Annotated in this window: 24 protein-coding genes; 13 read left to right on the top strand and 11 right to left on the bottom strand. The window is 64.7% G+C overall.

The window, feature by feature from the left end; translation table 11 throughout:
- The first annotated feature begins 73 nt into the window (after window positions 1-73).
- On the top strand, window positions 74-658 hold the full coding sequence (locus H578_RS13660) for a LacI family DNA-binding transcriptional regulator (RefSeq protein WP_022872759.1): 585 nt from the start codon (window positions 74-76) through the stop codon (window positions 656-658).
- Between the two features lie 200 nt (window positions 659-858).
- The gene (locus H578_RS0105835) at window positions 859-2,151 is read left to right on the top strand and encodes an ABC transporter substrate-binding protein (RefSeq protein WP_022872758.1); all 1,293 of its coding nucleotides are present in this window, start codon (window positions 859-861) and stop codon (window positions 2,149-2,151) included.
- 174 nt (window positions 2,152-2,325) lie between these two features.
- Here H578_RS0105835 and H578_RS0105830 read toward each other — a convergent pair whose 3' ends face one another.
- Window positions 2,326-3,786: a sodium:solute symporter family protein gene (locus H578_RS0105830; RefSeq protein ID WP_022872757.1), complete on the bottom strand. Its 1,461-nt coding sequence runs from the start codon at window positions 3,784-3,786 to the stop codon at window positions 2,326-2,328.
- Between the two features lie 92 nt (window positions 3,787-3,878).
- Between H578_RS0105830 and H578_RS0105825 the strand changes: the two genes are divergently transcribed.
- Complete coding sequence (locus H578_RS0105825) at window positions 3,879-5,408, top strand: amidohydrolase family protein (RefSeq protein ID WP_022872756.1); 1,530 nt, start codon at window positions 3,879-3,881, stop codon at window positions 5,406-5,408.
- 67 nt (window positions 5,409-5,475) lie between these two features.
- On the opposite strand, the gene H578_RS13655 is transcribed toward H578_RS0105825, so the two are convergent.
- The 4 genes from H578_RS13655 to H578_RS0105805 all read right to left on the bottom strand — a co-directional run bounded on the left by H578_RS13655 (window position 5,476) and on the right by H578_RS0105805 (window position 9,802).
- On the bottom strand, window positions 5,476-6,369 hold the full coding sequence (locus H578_RS13655) for an NAD-dependent epimerase/dehydratase family protein (protein WP_022872755.1): 894 nt from the start codon (window positions 6,367-6,369) through the stop codon (window positions 5,476-5,478).
- A 3-nt stretch (window positions 6,370-6,372) separates the two neighbouring features.
- Complete coding sequence (locus H578_RS13650; RefSeq protein ID WP_022872754.1) at window positions 6,373-7,728, bottom strand: Gfo/Idh/MocA family protein; 1,356 nt, start codon at window positions 7,726-7,728, stop codon at window positions 6,373-6,375.
- A gap of 159 nt (window positions 7,729-7,887) precedes the next feature.
- Complete coding sequence (locus H578_RS0105810) at window positions 7,888-8,736, bottom strand: carbohydrate ABC transporter permease (RefSeq protein WP_051130809.1); 849 nt, start codon at window positions 8,734-8,736, stop codon at window positions 7,888-7,890.
- A gap of 130 nt (window positions 8,737-8,866) precedes the next feature.
- Window positions 8,867-9,802: a carbohydrate ABC transporter permease gene (locus tag H578_RS0105805; protein WP_022872752.1), complete on the bottom strand. Its 936-nt coding sequence runs from the start codon at window positions 9,800-9,802 to the stop codon at window positions 8,867-8,869.
- A 352-nt stretch (window positions 9,803-10,154) separates the two neighbouring features.
- Between H578_RS0105805 and H578_RS0105800 the strand changes: the two genes are divergently transcribed.
- Together H578_RS0105800 and H578_RS15520 are read left to right on the top strand one after the other, a co-directional pair.
- Window positions 10,155-11,312 carry a mandelate racemase/muconate lactonizing enzyme family protein gene (locus tag H578_RS0105800; RefSeq protein WP_022872751.1) on the top strand — a complete coding sequence of 386 codons (1,158 nt, stop codon included), beginning with the start codon at window positions 10,155-10,157 and terminating at the stop codon, window positions 11,310-11,312.
- Window positions 11,313-11,348: 36 nt separating this feature from the next.
- The gene (locus H578_RS15520; RefSeq protein WP_022872750.1) at window positions 11,349-11,909 is read left to right on the top strand and encodes a DUF4190 domain-containing protein; all 561 of its coding nucleotides are present in this window, start codon (window positions 11,349-11,351) and stop codon (window positions 11,907-11,909) included.
- Here H578_RS15520 and H578_RS0105790 read toward each other — a convergent pair.
- Complete coding sequence (locus tag H578_RS0105790; protein WP_028463988.1) at window positions 11,906-12,457, bottom strand: gamma carbonic anhydrase family protein; 552 nt, start codon at window positions 12,455-12,457, stop codon at window positions 11,906-11,908. The two genes, H578_RS15520 and H578_RS0105790, sit on opposite strands and share 4 nt — an antisense overlap.
- 95 nt (window positions 12,458-12,552) lie before the next feature.
- Here H578_RS0105790 and H578_RS15515 point away from each other — a divergent pair, with 95 nt between their 5' ends.
- Window positions 12,553-12,864 (top strand): hypothetical protein, encoded by a 312-nt coding sequence (locus H578_RS15515; protein ID WP_022872748.1) that lies wholly within the window; start codon window positions 12,553-12,555, stop codon window positions 12,862-12,864.
- A 92-nt stretch (window positions 12,865-12,956) separates the two neighbouring features.
- On the opposite strand, the gene H578_RS15225 is transcribed toward H578_RS15515, so the two are convergent.
- Entirely contained in the window at window positions 12,957-14,189 is a 1,233-nt protein-coding gene (locus H578_RS15225) for a pirin family protein (RefSeq protein WP_022872747.1), read from the bottom strand.
- A 123-nt stretch (window positions 14,190-14,312) separates the two neighbouring features.
- Window positions 14,313-14,738 (bottom strand): organic hydroperoxide resistance protein, encoded by a 426-nt coding sequence (locus H578_RS0105775; protein ID WP_022872746.1) that lies wholly within the window; start codon window positions 14,736-14,738, stop codon window positions 14,313-14,315.
- Window positions 14,739-14,910: 172 nt separating this feature from the next.
- On the opposite strand from H578_RS0105775, the gene H578_RS0105770 reads away from it, so the two are divergent.
- The 4 genes from H578_RS0105770 (at window position 14,911) to H578_RS15510 (ending at window position 18,557) form a co-directional block, all read left to right on the top strand.
- Window positions 14,911-16,269, top strand: coding sequence for a galactokinase (locus tag H578_RS0105770; protein ID WP_022872745.1), 1,359 nt, complete (start codon window positions 14,911-14,913; stop codon window positions 16,267-16,269).
- A gap of 173 nt (window positions 16,270-16,442) precedes the next feature.
- On the top strand, window positions 16,443-16,658 hold the full coding sequence (locus H578_RS0105765; RefSeq protein ID WP_022872744.1) for a hypothetical protein: 216 nt from the start codon (window positions 16,443-16,445) through the stop codon (window positions 16,656-16,658).
- A gap of 42 nt (window positions 16,659-16,700) precedes the next feature.
- Entirely contained in the window at window positions 16,701-17,114 is a 414-nt protein-coding gene (locus H578_RS0105760) for a hypothetical protein (protein WP_156837227.1), read from the top strand.
- A gap of 594 nt (window positions 17,115-17,708) precedes the next feature.
- Window positions 17,709-18,557, top strand: a complete 849-nt coding sequence (locus H578_RS15510; RefSeq protein ID WP_022872742.1) for a hypothetical protein — start codon at window positions 17,709-17,711, stop codon at window positions 18,555-18,557.
- A gap of 88 nt (window positions 18,558-18,645) precedes the next feature.
- Here the strand turns inward: H578_RS15510 and dnaB are convergent, their stop codons facing one another.
- The gene (gene dnaB / locus H578_RS0105750; protein WP_022872741.1) at window positions 18,646-20,007 is read right to left on the bottom strand and encodes a replicative DNA helicase; all 1,362 of its coding nucleotides are present in this window, start codon (window positions 20,005-20,007) and stop codon (window positions 18,646-18,648) included.
- A gap of 447 nt (window positions 20,008-20,454) precedes the next feature.
- On the opposite strand from dnaB, the gene H578_RS13625 reads away from it, so the two are divergent.
- Window positions 20,455-20,634 (top strand): hypothetical protein, encoded by a 180-nt coding sequence (locus H578_RS13625; protein ID WP_156837226.1) that lies wholly within the window; start codon window positions 20,455-20,457, stop codon window positions 20,632-20,634.
- Between the two features lie 206 nt (window positions 20,635-20,840).
- Here H578_RS13625 and H578_RS0105740 read toward each other — a convergent pair whose 3' ends face one another.
- Window positions 20,841-21,695: an alpha/beta fold hydrolase gene (locus tag H578_RS0105740; protein WP_022872739.1), complete on the bottom strand. Its 855-nt coding sequence runs from the start codon at window positions 21,693-21,695 to the stop codon at window positions 20,841-20,843.
- Between the two features lie 66 nt (window positions 21,696-21,761).
- Between H578_RS0105740 and H578_RS13620 the strand changes: the two genes are divergently transcribed.
- Window positions 21,762-23,174 carry a condensation domain-containing protein gene (locus H578_RS13620; protein WP_022872738.1) on the top strand — a complete coding sequence of 471 codons (1,413 nt, stop codon included), beginning with the start codon at window positions 21,762-21,764 and terminating at the stop codon, window positions 23,172-23,174.
- A gap of 123 nt (window positions 23,175-23,297) precedes the next feature.
- Window positions 23,298-24,431 carry an LLM class flavin-dependent oxidoreductase gene (locus H578_RS13615; protein WP_022872737.1) on the top strand — a complete coding sequence of 378 codons (1,134 nt, stop codon included), beginning with the start codon at window positions 23,298-23,300 and terminating at the stop codon, window positions 24,429-24,431.
- Here the strand turns inward: H578_RS13615 and H578_RS0105725 are convergent.
- Window positions 24,408-25,097 (bottom strand): GntR family transcriptional regulator, encoded by a 690-nt coding sequence (locus H578_RS0105725; protein ID WP_022872736.1) that lies wholly within the window; start codon window positions 25,095-25,097, stop codon window positions 24,408-24,410. The genes H578_RS13615 and H578_RS0105725 overlap by 24 nt on opposite strands.
- Between the last annotated feature and the right edge of the window lie 31 nt (window positions 25,098-25,128).

The following is a 25,128-nucleotide window of genomic DNA, read 5'->3' as shown; positions in this document are numbered from 1 at the left end:
CGAGTTTGGTGCCATGGCTCCAGTAGCCCAGGTAGTCTCTGGGCTTGGATGAGGGATGAAAGGGCGCTGAGACATGGCACGAGCGAGGAAAAACGGCACCACTATCGGTGATGTCGCCACCGAGGCCGGGGTCTCGCGTGCCACCGTTTCCCGGGTGATGAACGGCGCCTCCAGTGTGGATCCCGCCATCGCCGAACGAGTTCGCGCCGCCGCAGAGAAACTCCACTACCGACCCAGCACGCTGGCGCGCAGCCTGTCGTTAGGCACCACCGGCAGCATCGCCGTCTCCGTCCCCGACCTGGAAGACCCCTGGATCCGCCAGTTGCTCACCCGGTTGAACTCCGCCGCCGAGACCGATGGTTACCACCTGCTGATTTCCATCACCGGCCGACCCCCCACCGGTGAAGCCCAACACAGCCTGCAGGCCCGCACCCGCTGCGACGGACTCATCCTGGTGCGCCCGGCCATGGATGAGCCCACCCTGCAGGGCACCCTGGAGGCGGCAACCCCCGCCGTGGCAGTCATCCCCAACTCGCACCAGTCACCTGCAGCGGACCCCACTACCCTTGCGGCGGGGGCATGGTCGGCTCTCCATGCCCAACTCCACGGCAAACCCCCGTCACCCTCTGCCGGCATCGTGCTCGCCACAGCGATCTGACTCCCAGGACCCGCTGAGCCACCCGATACGCCCGCAATCGGCCAGCACCTCACCCATGCAGCGCTGACCGGGGACCAGTCCTTCACCGCATCGCTCGATAACACTCCCATAACGGTTCACTGAAACAGTAGCCGTGACGTAGATCACGCATTATGTTGTGTCATGCACCACAAAGACGTGTCACCACTTGAGGAGATCGCATGTCACGAATCACTGCACCGCATCTGCGCACTGTCGGCGTCGTCGGCATCGCCGCACTGACCCTGACCGCCTGCGGAGGCGACGCCGACGGCGAAACCAACGGCAACGGAGAGGAAGACGTCAGCCTCTCCTTCACCTGGTGGGGCGGGGACACCCGCCACGAATACACCCAAGAGATCATCGAGATGTTCGAAGCCGAATACCCGCACATCTCCGTCGAACCGCTCTACGGCGAATGGGACGGTTATTGGGACCAGCTGGCCACCCAAACCGCAGCCCAGGACACCCCGGATATCGTCCAGATGGACCTGATGTACTTACGCGAGTACATCGAAAACGGCATTCTGCTGGAACTCGACGCCATCGACACCGGCGAATTCACCGAGGAACTGCTCGACACCGGCCGGCTCGACGGCGCCCTCTACGCCATGCCAGTGGGTCAGACCGCTCTGACCTTCGCGGCCAACTTAGACCTCTTCGAAGAAGCCGGCCTCGAGCGGCCCGACGACGAATCCTGGACCTGGGACGATCTGCTCGAGGCCGCCACCGAGGTCTCAGAAAACACCGACGCCTACGGTCAAGCCGGGTCCTTCGGTGACGCCGGCTTCGAAATCTGGCTGCGCCAAACCTACGGCGTGAGCAACCTCGACGAAGACGGCCAACTCGCTTGGGAACCAGAGGACGCCGTGCCGTACTTCGAACTGCTCGAACAGTTCCAGGAAGCCGGGGCGATCCCCTCCGCCGCTGAGATCTCAGAGGAACGCGGCATCACCCGCGAACAGACCCTCATCGCCACCGGCGGGGCGGCACTCAGTGAGGCCTGGGATACCACCCTGGTGGCCCTGTCCTCCAATGAGGGGGTGGACCTGCACCCGCTGATGCTGCCCAGCGAGACCGGCAACGCCGCTGACGCCGGCATGTACTACAAGGCCTCCATGTTCTACTCCGTCTACGCCGGAACCGAACACCCGGAGGAGGCCCAGCTGTTCGTTGACTTCCTGGTCAACAATGAGGAAGCCGGCCAGCTGCAGTCCCTGGAGCGCGGCATCCCGGGCAACGAGAGCGTCCGTGAACTCATCCGCGACGACCTCGACGATGTCCAAACCCGAATCCTGGAGTTCTCCGAATCCCTGGAAGAGGTCGTCGGTGACTCCCCGCCGCTGCCCCCGGAAGGCTTCGGGGCGGTGCAGGAGATCATCTGGCGCTACGAGGAGGAGTTCCTCTTCGGCCGACTCTCCGCGGAGGAAGCCGCCGAGGGGATGCACGGTGAGATCGACAGCTCCGTGAACTGAAGCCCCAGCGGGTTTCCGGCCCCTCTCGACGCGTGTTTCCCACGGAATGGACGCGTGTTTCCCACCGAAGTTGCTCCTTCCCACTGGAATTCCCGTGGGAAACGGTAATTTCGGTGGGAAACACGTGGGGGTGGGGTGGGGTACGACGGCGCCACCTCACCGGGCGGGGAACCTCTAGCCCGAGCGGGTCTCACCCTCAGCGGCGGAGGCTTCAGCCGCGGAGTCGGCGTCGTCGGTTGCCAGCTCGTCCGGCAGCACCGTGGTGGCCGGCTTGGTCACCAGGCTCACCACCACCAAAGCCACCAGCGCCACTGGCAAGGAGACCACTACGGCGTTGAGATCACTGTCGGCAGCCTGCTCCCACACGATGGTGACAATGACACCCAGGGCCATCGAGGCCAGCACCCCCGGGGTCGTCGCCCGGCGCCAGAAGAACGCGGAGAACAGGGCGGGCACCAGCGCCACCCCGTAGACGGTGTAGGAGTACATCTGCAGCTCCAGCACGGTGGGGAAGAACGTGCCCAACACATACGCGATCACCGCGATGACCAGGATCGTGATCCGGTGAATGGTCACCCGGGCCTTGTCTCCCAGCTCCTTGCCGAATCGGTTGAACCCGTCGTAGACGATGTTGCCACCGACCGACAGCAGGAACGACGATCCGGTGGTGATGATGAACGCCAGGGCGCTGGCCAGGATGATTCCACCCAGCACCACCGGGAGGATCCCGTGGCCAGCCAGGCCGAGGACGGCGTCGTCGGCGGTCTCCAAATCCGGCAGGATGCTGATCGAGGCGGTCGCCAGAACCACCACTGGCAGGTAAATCAGCCAGGAGGCGAAGAACATCCCGGCCATGGATTTCCGGGCTGCAGCGGCGTCACGGGAAGCACCCAGACGCTGGTACATGTTCTGATCGGCCAGGATGAGCAGGAAGGTCGGCAACAGGTACCCCAGCATCGCCAGCCAACCCAACCCACCGGTGGCGGTGGTCTGATCCGGAGCCAGACCGTCCCACCAGCCGGTAAACCCATCGGTCTGCCCCAGCACCAAGGGGATGGCGATCAGCAGTCCGGCAATGATGACCCCCGCGGAGAAGAAGTCTGACCAGGCCACCGACTTCAGTCCACCGCCTAAGGCGAGGAAGGTGATGATGACCGCGGCGATGATCGCCCCGGTGCCGGCGTCGAGCCCGGTGACCATCCCGATGATGTTCCCACCGCCGGTGAACTGGTAGGCGGTGATCCCCACGTAGGCCAGGATCGTCACCACCGCGGCGAGCATGCGCACCGAGACCCCGAAGCGCGCTTCGAGGATCTGCGGCACGGTGTAAGACTCCGCGTTGCGGATCCGCTGGGCCAGGAAGTACAGCACGATCATGCCCACCGGCGCGGAGGCGAAGTAGATCAGCCCGGCCACCGGACCGTAGGCGTAGACGAAGCTGGCTCCACCGATGATGGTGCCTGAGCCCACCCATGTGGCGATGAGTGTTCCGACCATGACGATGACCGGCAACCGCCGCCCGGCGAAGACGAAGTCGTCACCGGTAGCGACCTTTTTCGAGCGGCTGAACCAGATGCCGGTAGCCACCAGACCGAGTAAGTAGAGAACGAGGATGACGACGTGCGTGGTTTCCACTGGGGCCCTCCAAGGTGGTCGGCGTCACTCAGGTAGTGTGTGACATAGTACGCCTGAGCGATGTCGCCTGTGTTGCGCGAAAGGAATCAATCATGCCCTTCGCATCCAAACCTCAAATCGCCGCGCCGGATCGCACGGCCGGAGAAGGACCCCACGAGCGGCTCATTCTCCGTGGCGCCACGGTGATCGACGGTACCGGTGCCGCTGCCTACGGACCCGCCGACATCGTCATCGAACACGGCGAGATCACTGGCATCTGGGAGGCCAGCCACTCCCGCACTCTGCTGGAACCGCCCTCCGGTGAGGGTGCGGTGGAGATGGACCTGACGGGGAAGTATCTGCTGCCGGGTTTCTGTGATTCGCACGCCCATATCGGCAACTGGTACCAGGCCCCCAATGCCGAGTACGTCTACAAGCTCTGGCTGGGCCACGGGGTAACCACTGTCCGCGAGCTGGGTTGCTTCAACGGGCTCGACTGGACAGTGCAGGAGGCACGCCGAGCCGAACGCGGGGAGATCACCGCCCCGCGGATCCACCCCTACCCCGCCTTCCAACCGGGCCCAGCCGGTGAGGACCCGATTCTCACCGCCGACGACGCCGTCGCATGGGTCAATAACGTCGCTGAGCGGGGTGCCAAGGGAGTGAAGTTCTTTGCCCCCACACCGGAGGCCTTCCGCGCCGGACTCTCGGAGATCAATTCCCTGGGGCTGGGCAGCGCCTGCCACCACGACCAACGTCGCGCTTCACAGGTGCACGCGCTGCAGTCGGCCCGGTGGGGTCTGGCCAGCATCGAGCACTGGTACGGCATGCCGGAGGCCATGTTCCGCGACCGGACCGTTCAGCACGTGGGTCCGGGCTACAACCACAACGACGAACCGCAGCGCTTCGAGCAGGGTGCCCATCTGTGGCTGCAGACCGCTGACCGAGGCTCTGCCGCCTGGGAGGAAACCCTTGAGGAGTTCCTGTCCTTGGGCACCACGCTGAGCCCCACCCTGAACATCTACATTGGCTCCCGCGACGCCGCCCGGGTGCGCACCTCCGAATGGCACCAGGAGTACACCGCCCCGCAGCTGTGGGAGTTCTTCCAGCCCTCGGCGGTGAACCACGGCTCGTATATGGGCGACTGGGGTACCGAGCAGGAGATCGCCTGGCGCCACGCGTACCAGAAGTGGATGAGCTTCGTGAACGACTACAAGAACCTCGGCGGGCGGGTCACCGCTGGCTCGGACTCCGGGTTCATCTACAAGACCTACGGGTTCGGGTTCATCGAGGAACTCGAGCTACTACGCGAGGCCGGCTTCCACCCGCTGGAGGTCATCCGGGCCGCCACCTTGGACAGTGCCGCTCTGATGGGGATCGACGCCGAGGTCGGTTCCATCGAGAAGGGCAAACGGGCTGATCTGCAGATCATCGACGAGGACCCGCTGGCCAATCTCAAGGTTCTCTACGGCCATGGGCACCTGCGGCTGACCCCCGAGGGTCTGCAGCGGGTCGGCGGGGTCAGCCACGTGCTGCGCGACGGGGTGGTGTACGACGCCGTCCAGTTACGTGAGGATGTCAAGCACCTGGTCACCACGGAGAAGGAAGCGATCGCCGAGGGTCGGCCGCTGCACGCGCACTGACCCTCACAGGCCCAGTGCGCGGCTTCCGCGATCCGAGGTTGGTGCCCATGGGCCCATGCCAGCACCGTCAGTGGTTCAGCTCAGTCCTCCAGGAACGTTTCGGCTCCCATCCGAGCACCTCTTTGGCCTTCTGGATGGAGAACGCCGGCGCATCCCCGGTGAGCCCTTCGGCCAGATGAGCCAGCTCCGGGAAGTGCTCAGGCACCAGTTCGGCCAAGGGCCGACGTGCCAGAGCATCCTTGGCGCCAACGAAGAACACCGCCCCGTTCTCCACCCGGTGGATATTCGCCAGGGCGGTGAGCAGGAAGTCGGTGACATCCCGGGCGTCGACGTAGTTGAACAACGCCACCGCGGACAGCGCCGGGTCGTCGAGCCGCTCCCGGACGGTATGCCCCTGCTGGGTCGGAGCACCGTCCCACTCTTCGGGGGCGATGACGTAGCAGGGCCGAAAACTGATGAACGTCACCTCGGAGGTCTGCTGGGCGAACATGCTCGCCACCTGTTCGGCGACGTACTTGCTCAGCCCGTAGGCGTGCCACGGTGTGGGAGTGACCTCCTCGTCCAGCGGCAGTCGGGGCGGTACCCACCCGGCCGGGGAGCCATACCCCATGATCGACGGTGAGGAGGCAATGATGACCTTCTTAGCCCCCGATTCGACGGCCGCGGCGGTGACGTTGTGCGCAATCGCCGCATTGGTTTTCAGGATGACGTCCTCCGGGGCGCTGAACGGCACTGCGATCGCCGCCAGGGAGACCACTGCGGTGGGTTGCAGCTGCTGAAACAACGACGACGTCGCCTCGGCATCGAGTAAGTCGATGCTGCGGTAGTCGACCACTTCAGTGGGGTGTTCAGGAAGCTCCCGGTCGATGCTGATGACCTCGTGCTCGGTCTCAGCGAAGCCGGCGACCACGCTGCGACCCAGCCGACCGGAGCCTCCGGTGATGATGACGCGCTCAGCCATGCGCTACTCCGCAGCCTCGGCGGCAGCACTCAGACCGAGGTCGACGTTCTTGACCTCCACCGGTCCGCGGGAGATGAGTGACTTGTTCCCGCAGATACCCACGGCGATGGCGTGAATACCGTCAACCAGCCCGGCGGGTCGCTTGTACGGGTCGTTGCCGGGGCCGTAGAAGATGTCATCGAGCAGCAGTTTGTCACCGCCGCCGTGGGAGCCTTCGCCTTCGACGATCTCAATCTCCTCAGCCTCCTGCCAGTGGCGCTGCAGCACCAGGCGCTCACCCTTGGCGCGCACCTGGTTGGAGCGTGCGTCATCGGTGATGGAGGGGTCCACCGGCACGCCGCCGGTGGTCAGCGGCTGCACGGCGGCTCGCTCGACGACCTCAAGTTCCAGACGACCTTCGGTGCCGTTGACGGCCACCTGGTAGCCCTCCCAGGGGGCGTGGGCGTTGAGCGAGTAGTTCAGCACTGCACCGCGGGAGTAATCGGCGATGATCGCCAGGTTGTCCTCCATGGTGATTCCGGGGCCGAAGACGTCCTGGTCACGGAGGTAACCGTCGTGGTGCTCGTTGTCGAGGTAGAGCTTCTTGATCTTCTCGTCGGTGCGCATGTCCAGGGCGAAGGGGTCCTTCTCCGCGTCATCGCGGGTGCCGCGCAGGTGCGGGGTGATGCCGCGCTTGGCGGCGTTCTCCGCGCCGTAGAACTTCAGCCCACCGGAGGCGTAGATCCGTTCGGGGGCATCGGCCAGCCACCAGTTGACCAGGTCAAAGTGGTGGCTGGCTTTGTGGATGAGCAGTCCGCCGGAGTTCTCCTTCTGGCGGTGCCAGCGGCGGAAGTAGTCCGCGCCGTGGACGGTGTCCAGCACCCAGGAGAAGTCAATGGAGGTGACCTCCCCGATCTTGCCCTCTTGGATGGCGGCCTTCAGCGCGGTGTTCCGGGGGGAGTAGCGGTAGTTGAAGGTGACAACAACTTCCTTGCCGGTCTCCTTGACGGTCTCAGCAATACGGGCCGAGGACTCGGCATTGACCGTCAGGGGCTTTTCCACCACGACATCGGCGCCAGCCTTCAGCGATTCGACGATGTAGTCGGCGTGGGTGAAGTCCGGAGTGGTGATGATGACCCGGTCGATGTTCTTCGTCTGGATGTATTCGGTGAGTGCGGCGGGGTCGAAGGTGTCGACGTCGACGTCGTAGTCAGTTTTGGCCTGGTTGACGTAGTACTCCAGCCGCCCAGGGTTGATATCCGCCAGGGCGACCAGTTCCCCGGCGTCAGCGTGGGTGGTGCACAGGGCGGTGATGTACATGGTGCAGCGGCCACCGGTGCCAATGACGACGTATCGGGTGCGTGCGTTCTCCGTGCTCACAGTGAGTCACTCCTCTTGAGGATCCAGTGCCTCCCACCGGGTGCGGGCGGCGCGTCGGTATTGCGTGATGTGGTCGGGGCATAGGCCCCGAGCGCGCCGAAAGCGGCTGCCCGCCGGGAGTTACCCGCGGACAGCCGCTTCCAGCTGTGGCACCAAGGACTACTTGATACCGGTGGTCACCATTCCCTTGATGAGGAATCGCTGACCCACCAGGAAGATAATGAACAGCGGCAGGATCGAGATGATCGACATCGCGAACATCCCACCCCAGTTCGATTCACCGGTGGAGTCAATGAAGGCTGCCAGCGCCAGCGGAACGGTGTAGTTGTCCGGGCTGGTCAGGTAGATGAGCTGGCTGAAGAAGTCGTTCCACGTCCACATGAACGTGAAGATCGTCGTCGTCGCCAGCGCCGGGGTCATCAACGGCAGGATGATCTGCACGAAGATGCGGATATGCCCGGCCCCGTCCACGCGGGCCGCCTCGTCCAGGTCCTTGGGGATACCGCGGATGAACTGGACCATCAAGAAGATGAAGAAGGCGTCGGTAGCCAGGATCTTCGGCACGATCAGTGGCAGGAAGGTGTTCACCCAGCCGAAGTTCGAGAACAGGATGTACTGGGGAATGATCACCACGTGCACCGGCAGCATGATCGACATCAGCATCAGTGCGAACGCGGGGATCTTGAACCTGAAGTCCAACCGGGCGAAGGCGTAGGCCGCCATCGAACAAGAGACCAGGTTCGCCAGAATGGAGCCGAAGACCACGATGAACGAGTTCAACAAGAAGTGGTGGAACGGGTGGCTCAGCGCGTTCCAGCCGGAGATGTAGTTATCGAAGTGGAACGTGGTCAGCAGGATGCCTGCTTCGCGGAAGATCAGCTCGTTGGGTCGTAGCGAGGAGACGACCATCCACAGCAGCGGGTAGATCATCACCAACGAGGCGATAATCAGCAGCAGGTGCTTAATGGTCGACTTGACCGCCTTCTTGGCCGGCGTCTCGACCTTCATCTCCTCCGGTTTGGTGGAGATGAGGACCTCTTCGTTCGCCAGCGCGGCGGCGGCGTCGCGCTTCTCCTTGTTGATGCCCTGAGCCATGCCGACGGTCTGGCCGTCAGTGGGGGTCTGCGTCTTGGGGGAATCAGTCATCGTAGTGAACCCAATACTTTGCGAGGAAGAAGTTAATGGCGGTCAGCGCGGCGATGATGATCACAAGCAGCCAGGCCATAGCCGCGGCGTAGCCCATGTCGAAGCGCCCGAAGCCCTGTTGATAGAGATACAGGGTGTAGAACAACGTGGAATCTGCCGGCCCTCCTGACCCGCCGGAGACGATATATGCCTGCGTGAAGTTCTGGAACGCACCGATCAGCTGCATGATGAGGTTGAAGAAGATGATCGGGGTCAGCAGCGGGATGGTGATCGTCGCGAACTGCTTGATCTTGCCGGCACCGTCAATGGAGGCAGCCTCGTAGTACATATCCGGGATCTGCCGCAGACCGGCCAGGAAGATCACCATCGGGGCACCGAAGGTCCACACGTGGAGGATAATCAGCGTGCTCAACGCGGTGTCTGGACTGGAGACCCAGCCGCGGCCTTCAATTCCCACCATGGCCAGCAACTGGTTAATCAGTCCGCTGTGGCCGAAGATCTGGCGCCACAGCACGGCGATGGCCACCGATGAACCGAGCATCGAGGGCAGGTAGAAGACTGACCGGTAGAAGGCCAGACCCCGCATACCGCGGTCGAGCAGCATCGCCACCGCCAGGGAGACGACCAGCTGCAGCGGCACACCGACGAAGACGTAGGTGAACGTCACCTCAAGCGAGTTATGCAGCCGCGAGTCGCTCACCATGCGGGAGAGGTTGTCCATCCCGATCCATTCGGGCGACTGCAGCAAGTTGTAGTTGGTGAAGGCCAAGTACAGCGTGGCCGTCATCGGGATCAGCGTGATCGCGAAGAACCCGACAGTCCAGGGCAGCAGGAAGAGGTGGCCGGCCAGGTTGTCCTTGTACCGGCGCTTACCCTTTTGGCTCTTGGCCTGCTTCCTGAGCTTGCCCAGCTCTGCTACGGCGCTCATGGGGCCGCCTTTCTGCCCTCAACGCCGCTGGGCAGCGAGCGGTCGGGCGTGCTCATCTGGGGCATTACTGCCTCCTCAAGGTGGGAAAACACTTTCCAGCGCGATGCGTCAACAGTAAGTAGGGTCACATTGTGACGTCAAGCACAAGACACACCGGTTTGGGTCGAATGCCCGCGGTTCGGCGGCGTGGCGCGGGTAAAACGATTCAATGGACAAGGCGCTCGATCCGCCATTTGGCGCGCCTTCCGGGCCTAGACTACACCCCGGCCACAGCCAGTGATACCTGTTATGCATCACTGAATGCGACTTTTCGCGTGGACGGTATGACTCGGCTCACATAGGGTCGGGGAGCGTGACGACGCCGCCTGTTTCCTCGCCCTCCCCTGTCCCCTCGATCGCTCGTATCGAGCTGCTGCTGACGACGATGCCGTTCTCCGCCGCCCGGCGGGTCATCGGCGAGGAGAGCATCGATGAGTACAACGCCTCCTCCCATACCTTCACCCAGATGCAGGCGCTCATGGTCAAGATCACTGACGCTGACGGCGTCGTCGGCTGGGGGGAGGCCTTCGGCCACAAAACCAATCCTGCCAGTTGGGCGGCCGCCGAAGAGATCGTCGGCCCGTTCTTTCTAGGCAAACCCGCTGAACCAGCCGCCGTGCGGGCTGAGGCCGAGTACGCCTTCCATGCCTTCGGCCGGACCGGGCCGGTGCACTTTGCGCTCTCCGCAGTGGACACCGCCCTCTGGGACCTCGCCGCACAGCGGGCCGGGGTGCCGCTGCGCAAGCTCATCAGCCCCGAGGCGGCCGACACCATCGACTGCTACGCCTCCTTGGTGCACTACGGGGAAGATCCGGTGGAGGTGGCCCACCACATCAGCCGGGCCCAGGATGCCGGCTACCGGGCGTTCAAGCTGCACGAGTCCACACCGGCGGCCATCGCCGCGGCCCGTGAGCAGGCCGGGCCACAGGCCGATCTGATGACCGACGTCAACTGCGCCTGGGATGAAGCCGGTGCCGCCCAGGCCCTGCGGGACTTCGCCGCTGCGGATCTGCTGTGGCTGGAGGAACCGGTGTTCCCGCCCGATGACACCGCCGCGCTGGCACGTCTCAACAGCGAATACGGGAAGATCTCCGCCGGGGAGAACGCCTCCGGGGTCTATGGGCTCATCGAACAGATGCGGGCCGGTGCCTTGGCATTCGCCCAGCCCAGTGTGGGCAAAATCGGCGGGATCTCCGGGATGCTCGACGTCGTCGCTGCGGGGAAAGCACACGCGGTCACCGTGGTGCCACACTGCTTCTACTATGGACCGGCACTGAACGCCTCCGCCCACCTGTGTGCCGCGATTCCCGGGGCTCGGCTGGAGGTCCCCTTCCTGCAGTGGCCACAGCAGTTACACGCACTGCATGGGGCAGGACCCCAGATCACCCTGGATGAAACCCCCGGGCTGGGCTTCACCCCGGATGAGCAGGTACTCAGCGACCACCTGGTCCGCAGCGTCACCCTGGGGTGATATCCAACCGGTCAGTACCCACGGTAGGGTGAGGCCGTGAGCGAATACCCCTCCCAGCGACCCGAGGACCGCGACCGGGCAGCCAACCCCGGCGAGTCGGCGTCGTCGTACCCCAGCGCCCCACACTCGCCCGACCAGGCGCCCTCCCCCGACCACGCCGGACCGGGCAGCTATCCCAGCCAAAACCCTTCCGGCTACAACCAGGCCGGCCAACAGCAGGGCTACCCGCCGCAGCATCCAGGGGCCGGGCAGTATCCGCCCCAGGGTCAGCACCAGCAGCCCTATCCGGTGTACAGCTACAGTCCGCCCGGTCAGGGCAATGCGACCACTGGAATGGTGTTGGGGATCATCGGCCTGGTCAATGCGGTATTCATCTCTCTGTTCCTGTGGATCACCGGGCCGCTGTCCATTGTGTTGGGCTGGATCGCCGTGCATCAGGGCAATAAGGCCTCCCGGTTAGGTGCCAATGGGATGGCCGGTCAGGTCATGGGGTGGATCTCCATCGCGCTGGGCGGCCTGTGGCTGCTGGGGTTGCTCGGGTTCCTCATTTTCTTTGTGTGGATTTTCTCCGAGGCCACCACCCACCAGGGCTTCTAGCCGTGATCTGGCCCTGAGGTCTGGTTGTGCTCGTTGAGTGCCTGCCGGTGGGCCTCTTTGAGCCTGAGGTAGCGCTCGGCGTTGGCGTGCAAAGACTCGATTTCCTCGTGACTGAGTTCGCGCTTGACCTTCCCCGGCACACCCATCACCAGGGATCGGTCGGGGATCTGTGCGCCTTCGGGGACCACAGTGCCGGCCGCGATGAGGCACTGCGACCCGACGACGGCACCGCTGAGCACTGTGGCGTTCATGCCCACCAGGGTTCGATCCCCAATGGTGCAGCCGTGAACCACTGCCCCGTGTCCCACAGAAACCCCGCTGCCGATGTGACAGGGGTTGGCGGCGTCTACATGAACCACCACATTGTCTTGCAGATTGGTGCGCTCCCCGATGACGACCCGGTTGGTGTCTCCCCGCACGGAGGCCCCGTAGAACACACTGACGTCATCACCGAGGGAGACCTCTGCGGTGATCGAGGCGCTCGGCGCCAGAAAGACGCGCTGACCCACCTGGGGAACCGCACCATTGACGCTTAAAACGTACGCCATGCCATCAACCTCCATCACTGGTAGTCTCCCGTGCCACGCGATAAGGTAATCACCGTCCATCGTGACGGAACATAGAGAGAACGGGGAAAACCGCCATGACGCAGTATCCATCCTCCGACCCCTACCATCAGGGAGGACAGCCCGAGGACGCCGCCGGTAGCGCACCGACACTGGCGCTGGTCTTCGGAATCCTTGCCATTGTGGTGTTCGGTCTGATCTTCGGCCCGCTGGCTATTTGGCAGGCCAACAAGGCGAAGAACGCCGGGGTGAACAATGGAATGGTGACCGCCGGTCTGGTCCTGGGGTGGATCGGTCTGATTCTGTCGGTGGTCGGTATTCTGTTCATCATTTTGGCTGCCTGCGTGGCTGTCGTGGCTGAGGCCGGGCTGGCCCTGCCGCTGGTCTGAATCCGTCACACGCAAAGAGCCCGCCGTCCACATCAGTGGGGCGGGCTCTTTGCGTGCCCAGGATACGTGGCAGACGGCAGGTGGCCAGCCGCTCAGCCGCGGGGCTTCATCCGGGTATTCGGCAGCGCAGGCGCCGGCAGCGGGGGGTGCTGACCGGGCGGGAAGTCGCCGAACTGCGGGAAGGGCCGCCCGTCGCTGTACTGGGCGCCACGTAACTGATCGCGCAGCTGGCCGCTGAGCGGTTCACCGAGGGCGCCGGGTTCGACGTCGACCTGGTGCTGGGTGCCATCGGCGTGAGCAGCTCTTTCCTGAAGTGAGGTGGTCTCTGCCGGGATCTGACCCTTCAGCGGAGAGGCGTCGTCGGGCGCTTCGAATCCCATCTCCGACTGGTAGGCGGCACGGTAGGCGGCAATCTCTTCATGGCTGCGGCCCACGAAGTTCCACCACATCACGATCTGCTCGCCGAGAGGCTCGCCACCGATGAGCAGGGCGAGGACGGGTTCACCACCGGCGGTAATGCGCAGGCTGGTGGCTCCGGGGTCGACGACGGCTAGGTGGTCAGCAGGGACATCACACCCGTTGAGACTGACCGCGCCGTTCACGTGGAGCAGACCGTGTTCGTGCTCGGCGGGGACCTCGATATCCAGGGAAGTACCGGGCTCTAGCCGCAGCTCCACCCCGGTCAGGGGAATGTAGGTGTGCACCGGGGAACGCGAGCCCAGTAGTTCACCGAGGAACACGGTGGCCTGCCAGCCAGGACCGGTGACCGGTTCGGGGGTGTGGGTCTCCAGGCTGGGCGGGCTGAAGCGGTGAGCCTCGGGGAAGGCGTACCAGAGCTGGGCACCATGCAGCGTGCGCGTATCCGCAGTGGAGTATTCGGAGTGGCTGATGCCCCGGCCGGCGTTCATCAGAGCGACCTCTCCGGGACGGACGGTAGCCCAGTTCCCCGCGGAGTCGAGGTGGTCGATCCGTCCGGAGAACAGCCAGGAGCAGGTGGCCAATCCGGTGTGCGGGTGACGCGGCACCCGCATGGGGGTTGACTCGGTGAGGTCGTCGGGACCGTAGAAGTCCAGGAAGCACCAGGCCCCCACCAGTGAGCGGGCCCGTTGAGGCAGGGTGCGGCGCACAGTCATGGCCCGGGGGCCACCCAATGGCACCTCACGGGGTTCCAACAGTTGCACCCCGGCATCAGTGTGGGTGATGCCGGGACTCAATTCCCCGGAGGCGGGCACCCGTCTGGCGCGGGCAGGGCCGGGCAGATTATCCGGCGTGTAGGGCCCGTTGATGCACACCTGCTCTTCGGGCTGGGTCTCGGTGCTGCTCATCAGCCCTCCATCCGGCGTGGGGAACGGTGACTCGCCCTAGTCTTTCAATATTGAACGATTCCGTACAGGGCCCGTGCTCACCGAGCGCCCGCTGACCGGACTGGCCCTTCACTGCCTGACAGCTCAGTCCTCGGCGACGATGACCTCGACGTCGATATTGCCGCGGGTGGCCTTGGAGTAAGGGCAGAAGTCGTGGGCCTTGGCGGCCAGCTCCTCGGCCGCAGCCTTCTCCAGGTTCGGCAGGATCACCTCAATCGTGGCTGCCAAACCGAATCCGCCGGCGTCGTCGGCTCCAATGCCCACTTGCACGCCGATGGAGGCGTCTGTGGTGTCGTAGTCATCCCCAGCAACCTTCTTCAACGCACCCAGGAAGCAGGCGGCCCAGCCAGTGGCGAAGAGCTGCTCAGGGTTGACCCCTTCCCCGGAGCCGCCCATCTCCTGGGGCGGGGCCAGGGTGACATCGAGGGCGCCGTCCTTTGTCTTGGCCTGACCCTCGCGGCCGCCGCCGGTGGCCAATGCCTCTGCGGTGTACTTCACGTCAACTGCCATGATCGTGCTCCTCTCGATCGGGACCTTACTGCCACTGTTCTGATACCACTCGTCAGTGATCCCACTGTCCGGTGCCAGTGTTTAGGACACCACATGCAGCTGAGAGTTTCCAGGGTTCCGGCCCACCCGTTGCTGGTCTTCTCTCCTGTGTTCAGGTGGCAGAATGGGCCCAATGTCAATCAGCAGCTCACGGTGGGTCTCGGCGGGGGATCCGGCATCGATCGCCACCATGTTGACCGATCAGTTCCGCGTTGAATACGGCAGGGACTCCCACGGGGTGTGGTTCGCCCCGGGTCGAGCCAACCTCAACGGCGAACACATTGATTTCCATGGAGGCCGGTGCCTACCCATGGCTCTGGCCCATGGCACCTATGTGGCCGCGGCCCCACGCACTGACGGCGTCCTGCGCCTACGCACGCTGGAATCCAGCCTGGACTCCGGTCCGGTGGAGATCGACGCGGATGCGGTCACACCTGCCGCTGACCGTCAGCAGCACTTAAGCCGCGCTGAGGACCACGACGACGCCCACAGCTGGACCCGGTACGTCTCCGGAGTGTTCTGGGCGTTACGTCAGATCGAGGACCCCCAGCTGCGCATCGCTGCCGGCTTCGGCGCCGATATCCTCATCAGTTCCACCCTGCCCATCGGCGGGGGGCTGTCCTCTTCTGCGGCTTTGGAGTGCGCTACCGCACTGGCCTGCGTGGCTCTCGGCGCTCCCCTGGGCACCGACCATCCGGAGGAAGAGCTCACGCGCGCGTTGACCGATGCCCGCCGGGCGGCCCTGGCGGCTGCGTGCATGCGCGCTGAAGTGGAGGTCGTCGGGGCCGGCACCGGGGGACTGGACCAGACCACCAGTTTGCGCTCTGCTGAGGGCAAACTCATCTCCTTGGACTGCCGGGACTTCACCCTGACCCGGGTGAATATTTCCTTCCTGCTGCGCGGCTACCGGTTGTTCGCCGTGGACACTGGACAGCCCCATCAGCTGGCCGCCGCTGCCTTCGGTTCTCGCCGAGCCGACTCTGAGGTGGCTATGCGGATTCTCTCGGCCGACCGGCTGCGGGACACTCTGCCGGCACGCCCGACCCTCAATGACGTGGACCTCGTTCTGGCCCGTTTCGATGAGCTGGCCGGCACCGCTGACTTCGCAGGCCGTGAGCCGCTTGCGGTGCGGCGTCGGCTACGGCATGCGCTCACCGAGATGGTCCGCTCCGAACGGCTGCACCGGCACTTCGCCGATGAAGCCCGCGGGGTGGACCACACCGCCGCGGATCTGGGGGAGACGATGACCGCCGGGCACAACAGCATGCGCGAGGACGCTGAGGTCAGCTTCCCTCTGGCGGACCGGATTGTCGATGCGGCCTTACGCCGCGGAGCCACCGGGGCGCGACTCATCGGCGGGGGATTCGGCGGCTCCGTACTGGTCCTGGCTCCGGAGGCCTCCGTGGAACAGATCACGACCACACTTGCTCACCTTGATGCCGGTATCCGCTTCATCGAGGTGGTCCCCTCCGGTCCCGCTCACGCGCTCTGACCGGGCCTGCCACCAGGCTCACTCCGGCAGCGCTCTCAGAGCGTTTCCAGGCTGAATCGAAGGCCGAGGGGAAGTTTTACCTGTTGCCAAGGTGTCTTCCAGCGTAGGTACTTACAGTCAACTCAGACCAGACCGCAGACGAACGACCCTATACCGCAGTAGCGGAGGTCCGCATGACGTCCCAGGAGTCCGAACACGACACCCGCCTTGAGTTCCGCTCCCCGCCGCGAGCCCGGGAGCGGCAACCGAAGCATCCCCCGTCCCGCGACGGTGCCGAGGATCTGGACCTTGGCCTGTCCGCATCCAACCGCGCCGTAGGCATCACGCTGGCCATCGGCGTGGGGCTGATGTTGCTGGTGCTGATGCTGCCCTATCTCAGCGGGTACTGACGCACCGACCGTGTCACCGCCGGGCGATAAGCTGGCCCGGCGATGAGCAGGAAAAAGAAGAAGCCCACGGCGTCTCCACGCCGACAACGCACTGCGGCGGGCTCAACGAACCCGCGGAATACCAGCCCACGCAACCCTCAGCACCAGGGCCGCAGCAAGCTCACCTACGCCCGCTACCTGTGGGCGGTGGTCACTGCCCTCATCATCGCTGCCCTGCTCTTTGAGGCCACGATGATTATGTGTATCGGCCTGGGTGTCTACATGCTCAGTTACTTCGAGTGGACCGGGCTGTGGTTCTTAGTCGGCGGTTATATCTTGGCCTGCTTGCCGGCCGCCTTTGGGATGCTCATCGCCACTGGGCAGTTCTGGCGCAGCCTCACCCATGCCCTGTGGATCGGTTTTCTCTACGGAGCCCTCGGTTTTCTTTTTCTTGACCAGATCATCGCCGCCCTGTAAATCGTTACCTGCCGTCCAGACCGCATCCAGTAACCGTTCAGTCCCGTTAATAGGGTTGCTCATAGCTCCCCGTGAGTAACGAGCACCTAGAACGGAGTACTTCAGATGACCGAAGAGTACGGAAGCAGCGGATCTGCCAACCCTCAGCAGGGCTCCGGCCCGCAACACAACGGGGAGCAATCCTTCGGGGCCCAGCGCCCAGGCCCTGGCCAGTCCCCCCAGGGTCACGGACAAAACCCCCCAGCTGAGAACCAGAACCCCCAGGGACAGAATCCTCAGGGCCCCAGCGGGCCTCAGGGTCCCGGGGGCCCAGCGCACAGTGGGCAACCACACAGTGGGCAACCCGGCCCGCCGACTCAGGGACCACCGCAGCATCAGCCACCCCAGGGGCAGCCGCCGTATCCGCAGCCGGGTCAGCCCGGGTATGGCAGCCAGCCGCACGGAGCCCCTCCGGTCGGCCCTGGCGCTCCGCTGGGTCCTCCTGGCCCCTACGGCCCGGGCGGGCCAGGGGGTGGACCCGGCGGGCCCACCGGACCGGATGGTCAACCCGGTGAGCCGAAGAAGAAAAACAACCTCGTCTGGATCCTGGTCGGCGTGCTCGTGGTCGCCCTCATCGGCGTCGTCGGGCTCATCATCGCGCTCTTCGCCTTCCTCGGCGGAGACGACGAGGAAGACGGCACCCCGGTGGAGGAGGGTCCCGCCGAACCCGTTGAGGAGGACGACGAGGACGACGACACCGACGAGCTGCCTGATGACGAGGATGACAACGGCGACGAGGATGACGAGGATGAAGGCGGCTTCGGTGATGATGAAGACGAGGACCAAGACGACGGTGACGAGGACATCGACACCAATGAACCGCTGACCCAGCAGCAGATCGAAGAACTGCTGCTGGAGGAGAACGAGATGCCCTCTGACGTCACCAGCCACCAGATCAACACCGGCACACAGTGGTTCCTCAACTGGGTTGAGGGCTGGCCCGACCAGCAGACCGTCGATGACGCCCGCGAGGGTGCTGAGCAACTCGGCGACCCTGACGCCGAGCAGTTCGTCGACTGCAGCGACACCACAGTCCCGCTGGGTGATATGAACACCAGCGAGTCCGCCGCAGCCGATGTCGACGCCTTCTACGAGGGTGACAGTTACATCAACATCGGCATTGTCAGCCTCAACGAGGCACCGGAGACCGACGCCATCTGGGATGACGCCGCTGAGTACTGCGATGTCTCCGTCGACGAGCTCGATGTGGAAATCGGCTTCATCGAGATCGACGGGGTGCGAGGTGTCGCCGAACGCGAGCCCGGTGCCGATGTCTGGGAATACGTCAGCCTCTCCATGGACATGGGGGAGAACCTCGTGTGGGTCACCGCAGTGGATGTCACCGACGAGCAGCTCGAGGACGTCATCGGCGAGCAGATGGACAAGATCGAAGCCGCCAGCTGAGCAACACCCAGCCGCATGGCTTAAGGCCCAGCGGGAATGGTCCGGGACATCCAAGCCGGCATAGGAGCCAGTCTCCTTATCAGTCGGCTCAGAAGTCCCGGGCCATGTCCTGGAAACGCTGGTAGTGACCCTGGAAGGCGACGACGACGTCACGGGTGGGCCCATTACGGTTCTTCGCCACGATGATGTCGGCCTCCCCGGCCCGCTCGGTCTCCTTGTCGTAGACCTCCGGGCGGTGCAGCAGCATGACCATATCGGCGTCCTGCTCGATGGAGCCTGATTCACGCAGATCCGAGACCTGCGGTTTCTTATCCGGACGCTGTTCGGAACCGCGGTTGAGCTGGGAGAGCGCGATGATCGGGACGTCGAGTTCCTTGGCCAAGAGCTTCAGCGTTCGGGAGAACTCCGCGACTTCCTGCTGGCGGGACTCCACCCGCCGGCCGGAAGCCATCAGCTGTAGGTAGTCGACCACCACCATCTTCAGCCCGTTGCGCTGTTTGAGTCGGCGGCACTTGGCCCGGATCTCCATGAGCGAGAGATTCGGGGAGTCGTCGATGTACAGCGGCACGGAGTCAAGCTTGTCCACCGCCTGGGAGATCTTCTCCCAGTCAGCGTCCTGGAGGTTGCCCTTCCGTAGGTCTCCAAAGAGCACTCGGGATTCGGCGGCGAGCAACCGCATCACGATCTCCGTTTTCCCCATCTCCAAGGAGAAGAACGCCGTGGGCAGGTTATTCGCCACCGCCGCCGAGCGGGAGAAGTCCAACGCCAGTACGGATTTACCCATGGCCGGGCGAGCGGCGATGACGACCAGCTGCCCACCGTGGAAACCGTGGGTCAGCTCATCGAGGTCCCGGAACCCGGTGGGAATCCCGGTGAGCATCCCATCGGAGGCGGCGTTGGTCTCGATTTCCTCGATGGTCGGTGCCAACACCTCAGAAAGCGGCAGGTAATCAGTGGCCTGCCGGTTCTCCGCCACACTGTAGATCTCAGCCTGGGCCTGGTTGACGATCCCCTCGACCTCACCATCAGCGGTGTGCCCCAGCTGCACGATCTTGGTCCCGGCCTCCACCAGCCGCCGCAGGATCGCCCGATCCCGGACGATCTCAGCGTAGAAGGCCGCGTTCGAGGCCGTGGGGACAGTCTGCGAGAGGTTGTGCAGGTACGCCGGGCCGCCAATGCGCTGCAGCTGCTGCTTCTTTGTCAGATCATCGGAGATGGTGACGACGTCGGCGGGTTCCCCCCGCCCGTAGAGGTCGACAATCGAATCGAAGATCATCTCGTGGGCCGGACGGTAGAAATCCCGACCCCGCAGAATCTCCACGACGTCGGCAATGGCGTCCTTGGACAGCATCATCCCGCCGAGCACTGACTGCTCGGCAACAATGTCCTGTGGCGGAGTGCGGGACTCCGCCCCAGCTCCGGTGGAGGGATCGTAGGTGTCCAGGCTCACGCGGCGGTGACCTCCTCGAAGCAGTGTGGTGGGCTCAAGCTGAAGGGACTGTCCAATGTACCCCCGCAGCCTGAGACACCTCCGGGTCGGCGACTGATGGGGGACTGACGTGGGGCGTTGCTGGTACACCCGCGGACAGAGCGCGCTCCCCAGCATGTGGATTGCCTGTGGAAAACTTTCCGGGCCGTGGTGTCCCTGAGGAATCTATACACCCCCGAAGCCCGCTGAGCAACTGTCTGACACCTGGCGAAATCTACCGCCAAAAAAGTTGAATGCACAGGCGCGAGCCCGCAAAACTGCTGGTCAGCGCCAGATATCACCTATCTGTGGATAGTGGTCCACAGGTGTTCCCCCAGGTAGTTCACAGGACACGCCGCGCAGTTCACATTTTCTCCACAGGGCGTGTGAGATGAGGTATTGCTCCAGTGCCGGAAGTGGACCTACAGTGTGAGGCGTCCCTCCACTGGGCGGGTATTGGCTGGCACCATCTGCCAGCGCGCATCCGCCCCACTGGTCGAGCCTCATGACCGGACTGAGAGCCATCAGATGGCGGCTCTCGAGGGACAGGGCAGCTGTGGCGCCCACGATGAGGACGCCACGATCCGGATCGCCGGGGACTCGGCGTAGGGAAGGGGATCACGGCCCCGCCCACACACCGGCGTCGTGATCCTGCCGGGTACGCCGGACCTGTTCGCGGGCCTCGGCGGCCCGGCGATCCGGCCCGCCTCAGCCTGGGCTCTGAACCCCGGCGGCGTACCCCTGCCGTGCACTGAGCCGATCTACACATTCCTCTGCAGAGCCCTGTGCGGCGTGCCGGCTCAGGCGCTGGTGCATCAGCTGTACTGTTCCACGAACCGGGCAGTCCGCCGTGGCCAGGTCTGCAGATCCTCTGGGGTTTCGGCGATGCTCAGCTGGGACACCGGCAGCAGCCGGTGCAGTTCCTCCGCCGTGGAAACCGGGTGGGCGTGGTCATCGACCCACGCAAGGATCTGAGCCGGAATCCGAAGACCGGCCACCTGCTCCTTGGGCGGCAGATCGGTCATCGCCGCCCCCCGGAAGATCGAAGGCAACAGTTCCTGACTCACCGCAGGGACTTTCTCCTTGGGCCGGTCGGCCAGTGCCGGGGGCGGCAGCACACTCTGACTCACCCGCACAAAGGCACCGATCCCTTCCTCCTCCACCAGATCCGCTGAGGCCCGGTAAGACTCGCTTTGAGCGAGCCGGGTCTCCCAGGCGGTGGGCGGGACCATCAGGGTGACAGTGGCAAAGCGCTCCGGGTCCGCCAACGCGGCGTACAGCAGAGTCGCGGTCCCCATCGAGGGCCCGGCAGCATGGACCCGCTGATCGGGGGCCACGTGGTCCAACAGAGCAAGCAGATCACTGGCCAGACGCGGCCACACGTAGTCATACGGCACCGGGCGCCCGGTGGAGAAACCATGGCCACGGGCGTCGTAGCGCAACACCCGGCAACCGGTCAGCTCCCCGGTGACATCGAGCCCGGCCCGGTGTTCCCGCCAGGCCGAGGAGGTCAGCCCGTGCATCTGCACAAAGACCGGCGCAGAGTCCCCCAACCCTCGGGAGTCGAGCTCATAGGCCAGCTGGGCACCCTCAGTCTGGAACATCCCCACAGTCGGTGTCACCTTCTTCAGCACCCGCACCGGCAGCTCCGGTGCAGTGGTTCGTCCCACAGAGTGTTACTCCGGCGTTGCACGCCGGTCATGTTCACGTCGTTGTCTGCATCTACACTACGCCGCATGCGGCTGACCAACGTCTCCCAGATGCGCGTCCAGCCCGGGAGGTTGTTCAGCTACGCGCTCAGCACCACGGCCCCGGGACCCGACTCAGTGCGCCTGCCAGTCTCCTTCGACCAGGCCCGGCACGTGGGCTTCGGCTCCCGGCATGCCTCCTGGATGGCAGTCTCCTTCAAACTGCCGGTTCACGCCCCCCTCGAGCTGATCGCCGAGGCCTGGCATCATGTCCTCTCCCGCCATGGCACGTTGCGGACGGTGTTTTTACCCGGCGAGGCCTCGGCGTCGAGCGCTCCAGCAGCTGCGCAAGCCCACGACGACGACCCCGGCACCCAGTGCGGTGGCCCGCAGACCGATCTGCAGTTGGTCGGGGTTGAGGTCCTCGGTGGTGCCTGGGAAGAACTTGCCGATGACGAGCCGCTCACCCCGGATGAGATTCGCCGCACGCTGCAGGAGCACTTCGACACCGCCTGTGACTGCTTCGCCCGACCCTCCCACCGGTTGTGCGTGGTACTGGATCCGGCCGGACAACGCAGCCCGCAGATCGTCATCGGTTCCGACCACGCCCATGTGGATGCCTGGTCCTTGTTGGTGCTGGCCCGGGATCTCTCCGCCTGTGTGGAGGATCTACGCGCCGGCCGGCGTCCCGGGCGTGGGCTACCGGCCGCAGAGTCCTTCGCCGCGCATTCGGCCCATCTTCAGCAGCGGCCCTTCCCGCCGGTTGAGGTGGTCACCCGGTGGCGGGAGATCCTCGATGCCGGGGGAGGCTCCATGCCGCAGTTCCCCCTGGAGCTGGGGGCGCTTACCCCTGCCCCACCGGAGGTGGTGGAGATCCGCGATGTCTTCGATGCCGAGGAGCTGGCCCATGTGGAGGCCTACGCGGCTGAACATCAGGTCCGGCTCATCGCCCTGGCGGTCTCGGTGATGACCCGGTTGGCCGCAGAGCTGAGCGATCAGCCGTTGCGGGCGGTTTTCCCGGTGCATTCCCGCGACGATGCCCGCTGGTACGACTCAGTGGGGTGGTTCATTACCAATTCGGTCTTAGAGAACGACGACGCCGGCTACCGCGCCTCATACGCCGCAGTGAAGGAGGCGATCCGGCTGGGATCCTACCCCCTGGCGCCCATTATGCGGCCCTATGGCGGGATGCCGCAGTCGCCAGGGATGTTCGCCATGTCCTGGCTGGATCACCGCAAACTGCCGGTCAACGTCGATGAGCACCTCGAGCCCCAGCACGTCTCAGCGGTGACACATACCGACGGGGTAATGATTTGGTTTGTCATCAACGCCTCCGGTCTGCATTTGCGCTGCCGCTACCCGGATACTCGGCAGGCCCGCCGGTCGATTCGCACGTGGCTGGCCGGGCTGGTCTACGGGTTGCGGGCTCCGCTGGAGCGCAGCGGCTTCCCCGGCAGTTAAAGCCAGGGTGAGGCGGTCGCGTCTCAGGCGCGCTGGTAAGTATTTCAAATTTGAAGTACTCTGGTGGGGCGACGTCGTCGTCCTCTCCCTTTCTGTCTCCCCTCACCTTCTCAGGAGCGTTCTGTGCAGTTCGGCATCTTCTCCATCGGTGATGTCACCGAAGACCCCACCACTGGGCGCGTGCCCACTGAGCACGAGCGCATCCAGTCCATGGTCGCCATCGCGAAAAAGGCCGAAGAGGTTGGGTTGGATGTTTTCGCCGTGGGCCAGCACCACAACCCGCCATTCGTGGCCCCGGCCAACCCGCCGATCTTCATGGCGCATATCGCCGCGCAGACCGAACGGATCATTCTCTCGACGGCGACTACACTCATCACCACCACTGATCCGGTGCGCATCGCCGAGGATTACGCCTATGTGCAGCACCTGGCCCAGGGGCGGATTGACCTGACCCTGGGGCGGGGGAACACTGGGCCGGTCTACCCGTGGTTCGGTCAGGACATCCGGGCCGGTATCCCCCTGGCCGTGGAGAATTACGCCCTGCTGCACCGGCTATGGCGTCAGGAGGAGATCGACTGGTCGGGCCGGTACCGCACCCCGCTGCAGGGCTTTACCGCCACGCCCCGACCGCTGGATGGCACCCCGCCGTTCGTCTGGCACGGTTCGATCCGCTCCCCGGAAATTGCCGAACAGGCTGCTTACTACGGCGATGGGTTCTTCCACAACAACATCTTCTGGAACAAGGAACACACCGGCCGGATGGTGGACCTCTACCGCCAGCGGTTCGAACACTACGGCCACGGCACCGCCGAGCAGGCGATCGTGGGACTGGGTGGGCAGGCGTTCATGCGGCGCACCCGGGAAGAAGCCGTGCGCGAGTTCCGTCCATACTTCGACCGCGCCCCGGTCTACGGTGGGGGACCGTCCCTGGAGGAGTTCACCGAGATGACCCCGCTGACAGTGGGCACCCCGGAGGACGTCATCGCCAAAACCTTAAGCTTCAGTGATTACGCCGGGCACTACCAGCGTCAGTTGTTCCTCATCGACCACGCGGGCCTGCCGTTGAAGACGGTCTTGGAGCAGATCGACATGCTCGGCGAGGAGGTCGTACCGGTGCTGCGCAAGGAGGTCGCCGCCCGGCAGCCGGCCGGTACCCCGGCCCCACCGACCCACCAGTGGCTCACCGAACGCCGGGCTGCCGGTGAGGAACCCGTCCCGGGTGGGAAGCAGCAGTCAGGGCGCGACGTCGCCGAGTAGCTCGTTCTCCGCGGTGACGAGGTAATCGATGAGGTAGTCCTGAGCGGTGTCCCGCCGGCCGGCGGCCAGCAGCTCGGTGAGTTCACCGTTGCGACGGACGTAGTCGGTATGGAAGTGCGGCTCGGAGTGCATCCCGGCGAAGGTCAGCCGCATCCGGGCCAGGATCTGTTCCATGAGCCCGGAGAGCAGCTGGCTGTGGGCGGCACTGATGAGCGTGCGGTGGAATTCCTGATTGGCCTGCGCCATGGCGGTGACTTCCCCCGCGTCCCGGGCCGCACGGGCCCGGGTGACGATGCTGCGCAGTTCATCGAGGGTCTCATCGGTCAGCTCCACGGCGCGGACCGCACCGGTTTCGATGATCCGCCGGACCCGGTAGAGCTCCCGGATGTCTTCGACCGTGGGCTGGTGCACGAACACTCCCCGGTTGGGGACCCGGTCCACCAGTCCTTCAGCGGCCAGGATCTGGAAGGCCGAGCGCAAGGTGTGCCGGGAGACATCGATGCCTTCACAGATCAGCACCTCGGGTAGTTTCTGCCCGGGCAGGATCTGGCCTTCGGCGATCGCCTGCCGCAGGGTCGCGGCAGCGCGTTCGGCGGCATGGCCGTGGTCCTGGGCCTCACTGACCGGCCGCAATGCCGCCCAGGGGTTGTGGGGTCTCTCACGCACAGGACTTAATGTAGCCCTCCCGGGCGCCTCC

Origin of the sequence: Nesterenkonia alba DSM 19423, from assembly GCF_000421745.1 — a bacterium.
GTDB lineage: Bacteria > Actinomycetota > Actinomycetes > Actinomycetales > Micrococcaceae > Nesterenkonia > Nesterenkonia alba.
This window is presented reverse-complemented; position numbering and strand designations above follow the sequence as displayed.

Excerpts from the sequence above, each read along its gene's own strand:
- H578_RS13660 (WP_022872759.1), top strand. The coding sequence starts at position 74 with ATGGCACGAGCGAGGAAAAACGGCACCACTATCGGTGATGTCGCCACC.
- H578_RS0105835 (WP_022872758.1), top strand. The coding sequence starts at position 859 with ATGTCACGAATCACTGCACCGCATCTGCGCACTGTCGGCGTCGTCGGC.
- H578_RS0105825 (WP_022872756.1), top strand. The coding sequence starts at position 3,879 with ATGCCCTTCGCATCCAAACCTCAAATCGCCGCGCCGGATCGCACGGCC.
- H578_RS13655 (WP_022872755.1), bottom strand. The coding sequence starts at position 6,369 with ATGGCTGAGCGCGTCATCATCACCGGAGGCTCCGGTCGGCTGGGTCGC.
- H578_RS0105810 (WP_051130809.1), bottom strand. The coding sequence starts at position 8,736 with ATGAAGGTCGAGACGCCGGCCAAGAAGGCGGTCAAGTCGACCATTAAG.
- H578_RS0105805 (WP_022872752.1), bottom strand. The coding sequence starts at position 9,802 with ATGAGCGCCGTAGCAGAGCTGGGCAAGCTCAGGAAGCAGGCCAAGAGC.
- H578_RS0105790 (WP_028463988.1), bottom strand. The coding sequence starts at position 12,457 with ATGGCGTACGTTTTAAGCGTCAATGGTGCGGTTCCCCAGGTGGGTCAG.
- H578_RS15515 (WP_022872748.1), top strand. The coding sequence starts at position 12,553 with ATGACGCAGTATCCATCCTCCGACCCCTACCATCAGGGAGGACAGCCC.
- H578_RS15225 (WP_022872747.1), bottom strand. The coding sequence starts at position 14,189 with ATGAGCAGCACCGAGACCCAGCCCGAAGAGCAGGTGTGCATCAACGGG.
- H578_RS0105775 (WP_022872746.1), bottom strand. The coding sequence starts at position 14,738 with ATGGCAGTTGACGTGAAGTACACCGCAGAGGCATTGGCCACCGGCGGC.
- H578_RS0105770 (WP_022872745.1), top strand. The coding sequence starts at position 14,911 with ATGTCAATCAGCAGCTCACGGTGGGTCTCGGCGGGGGATCCGGCATCG.
- H578_RS0105765 (WP_022872744.1), top strand. The coding sequence starts at position 16,443 with ATGACGTCCCAGGAGTCCGAACACGACACCCGCCTTGAGTTCCGCTCC.
- H578_RS0105760 (WP_156837227.1), top strand. The coding sequence starts at position 16,701 with ATGAGCAGGAAAAAGAAGAAGCCCACGGCGTCTCCACGCCGACAACGC.
- H578_RS13620 (WP_022872738.1), top strand. The coding sequence starts at position 21,762 with ATGCGGCTGACCAACGTCTCCCAGATGCGCGTCCAGCCCGGGAGGTTG.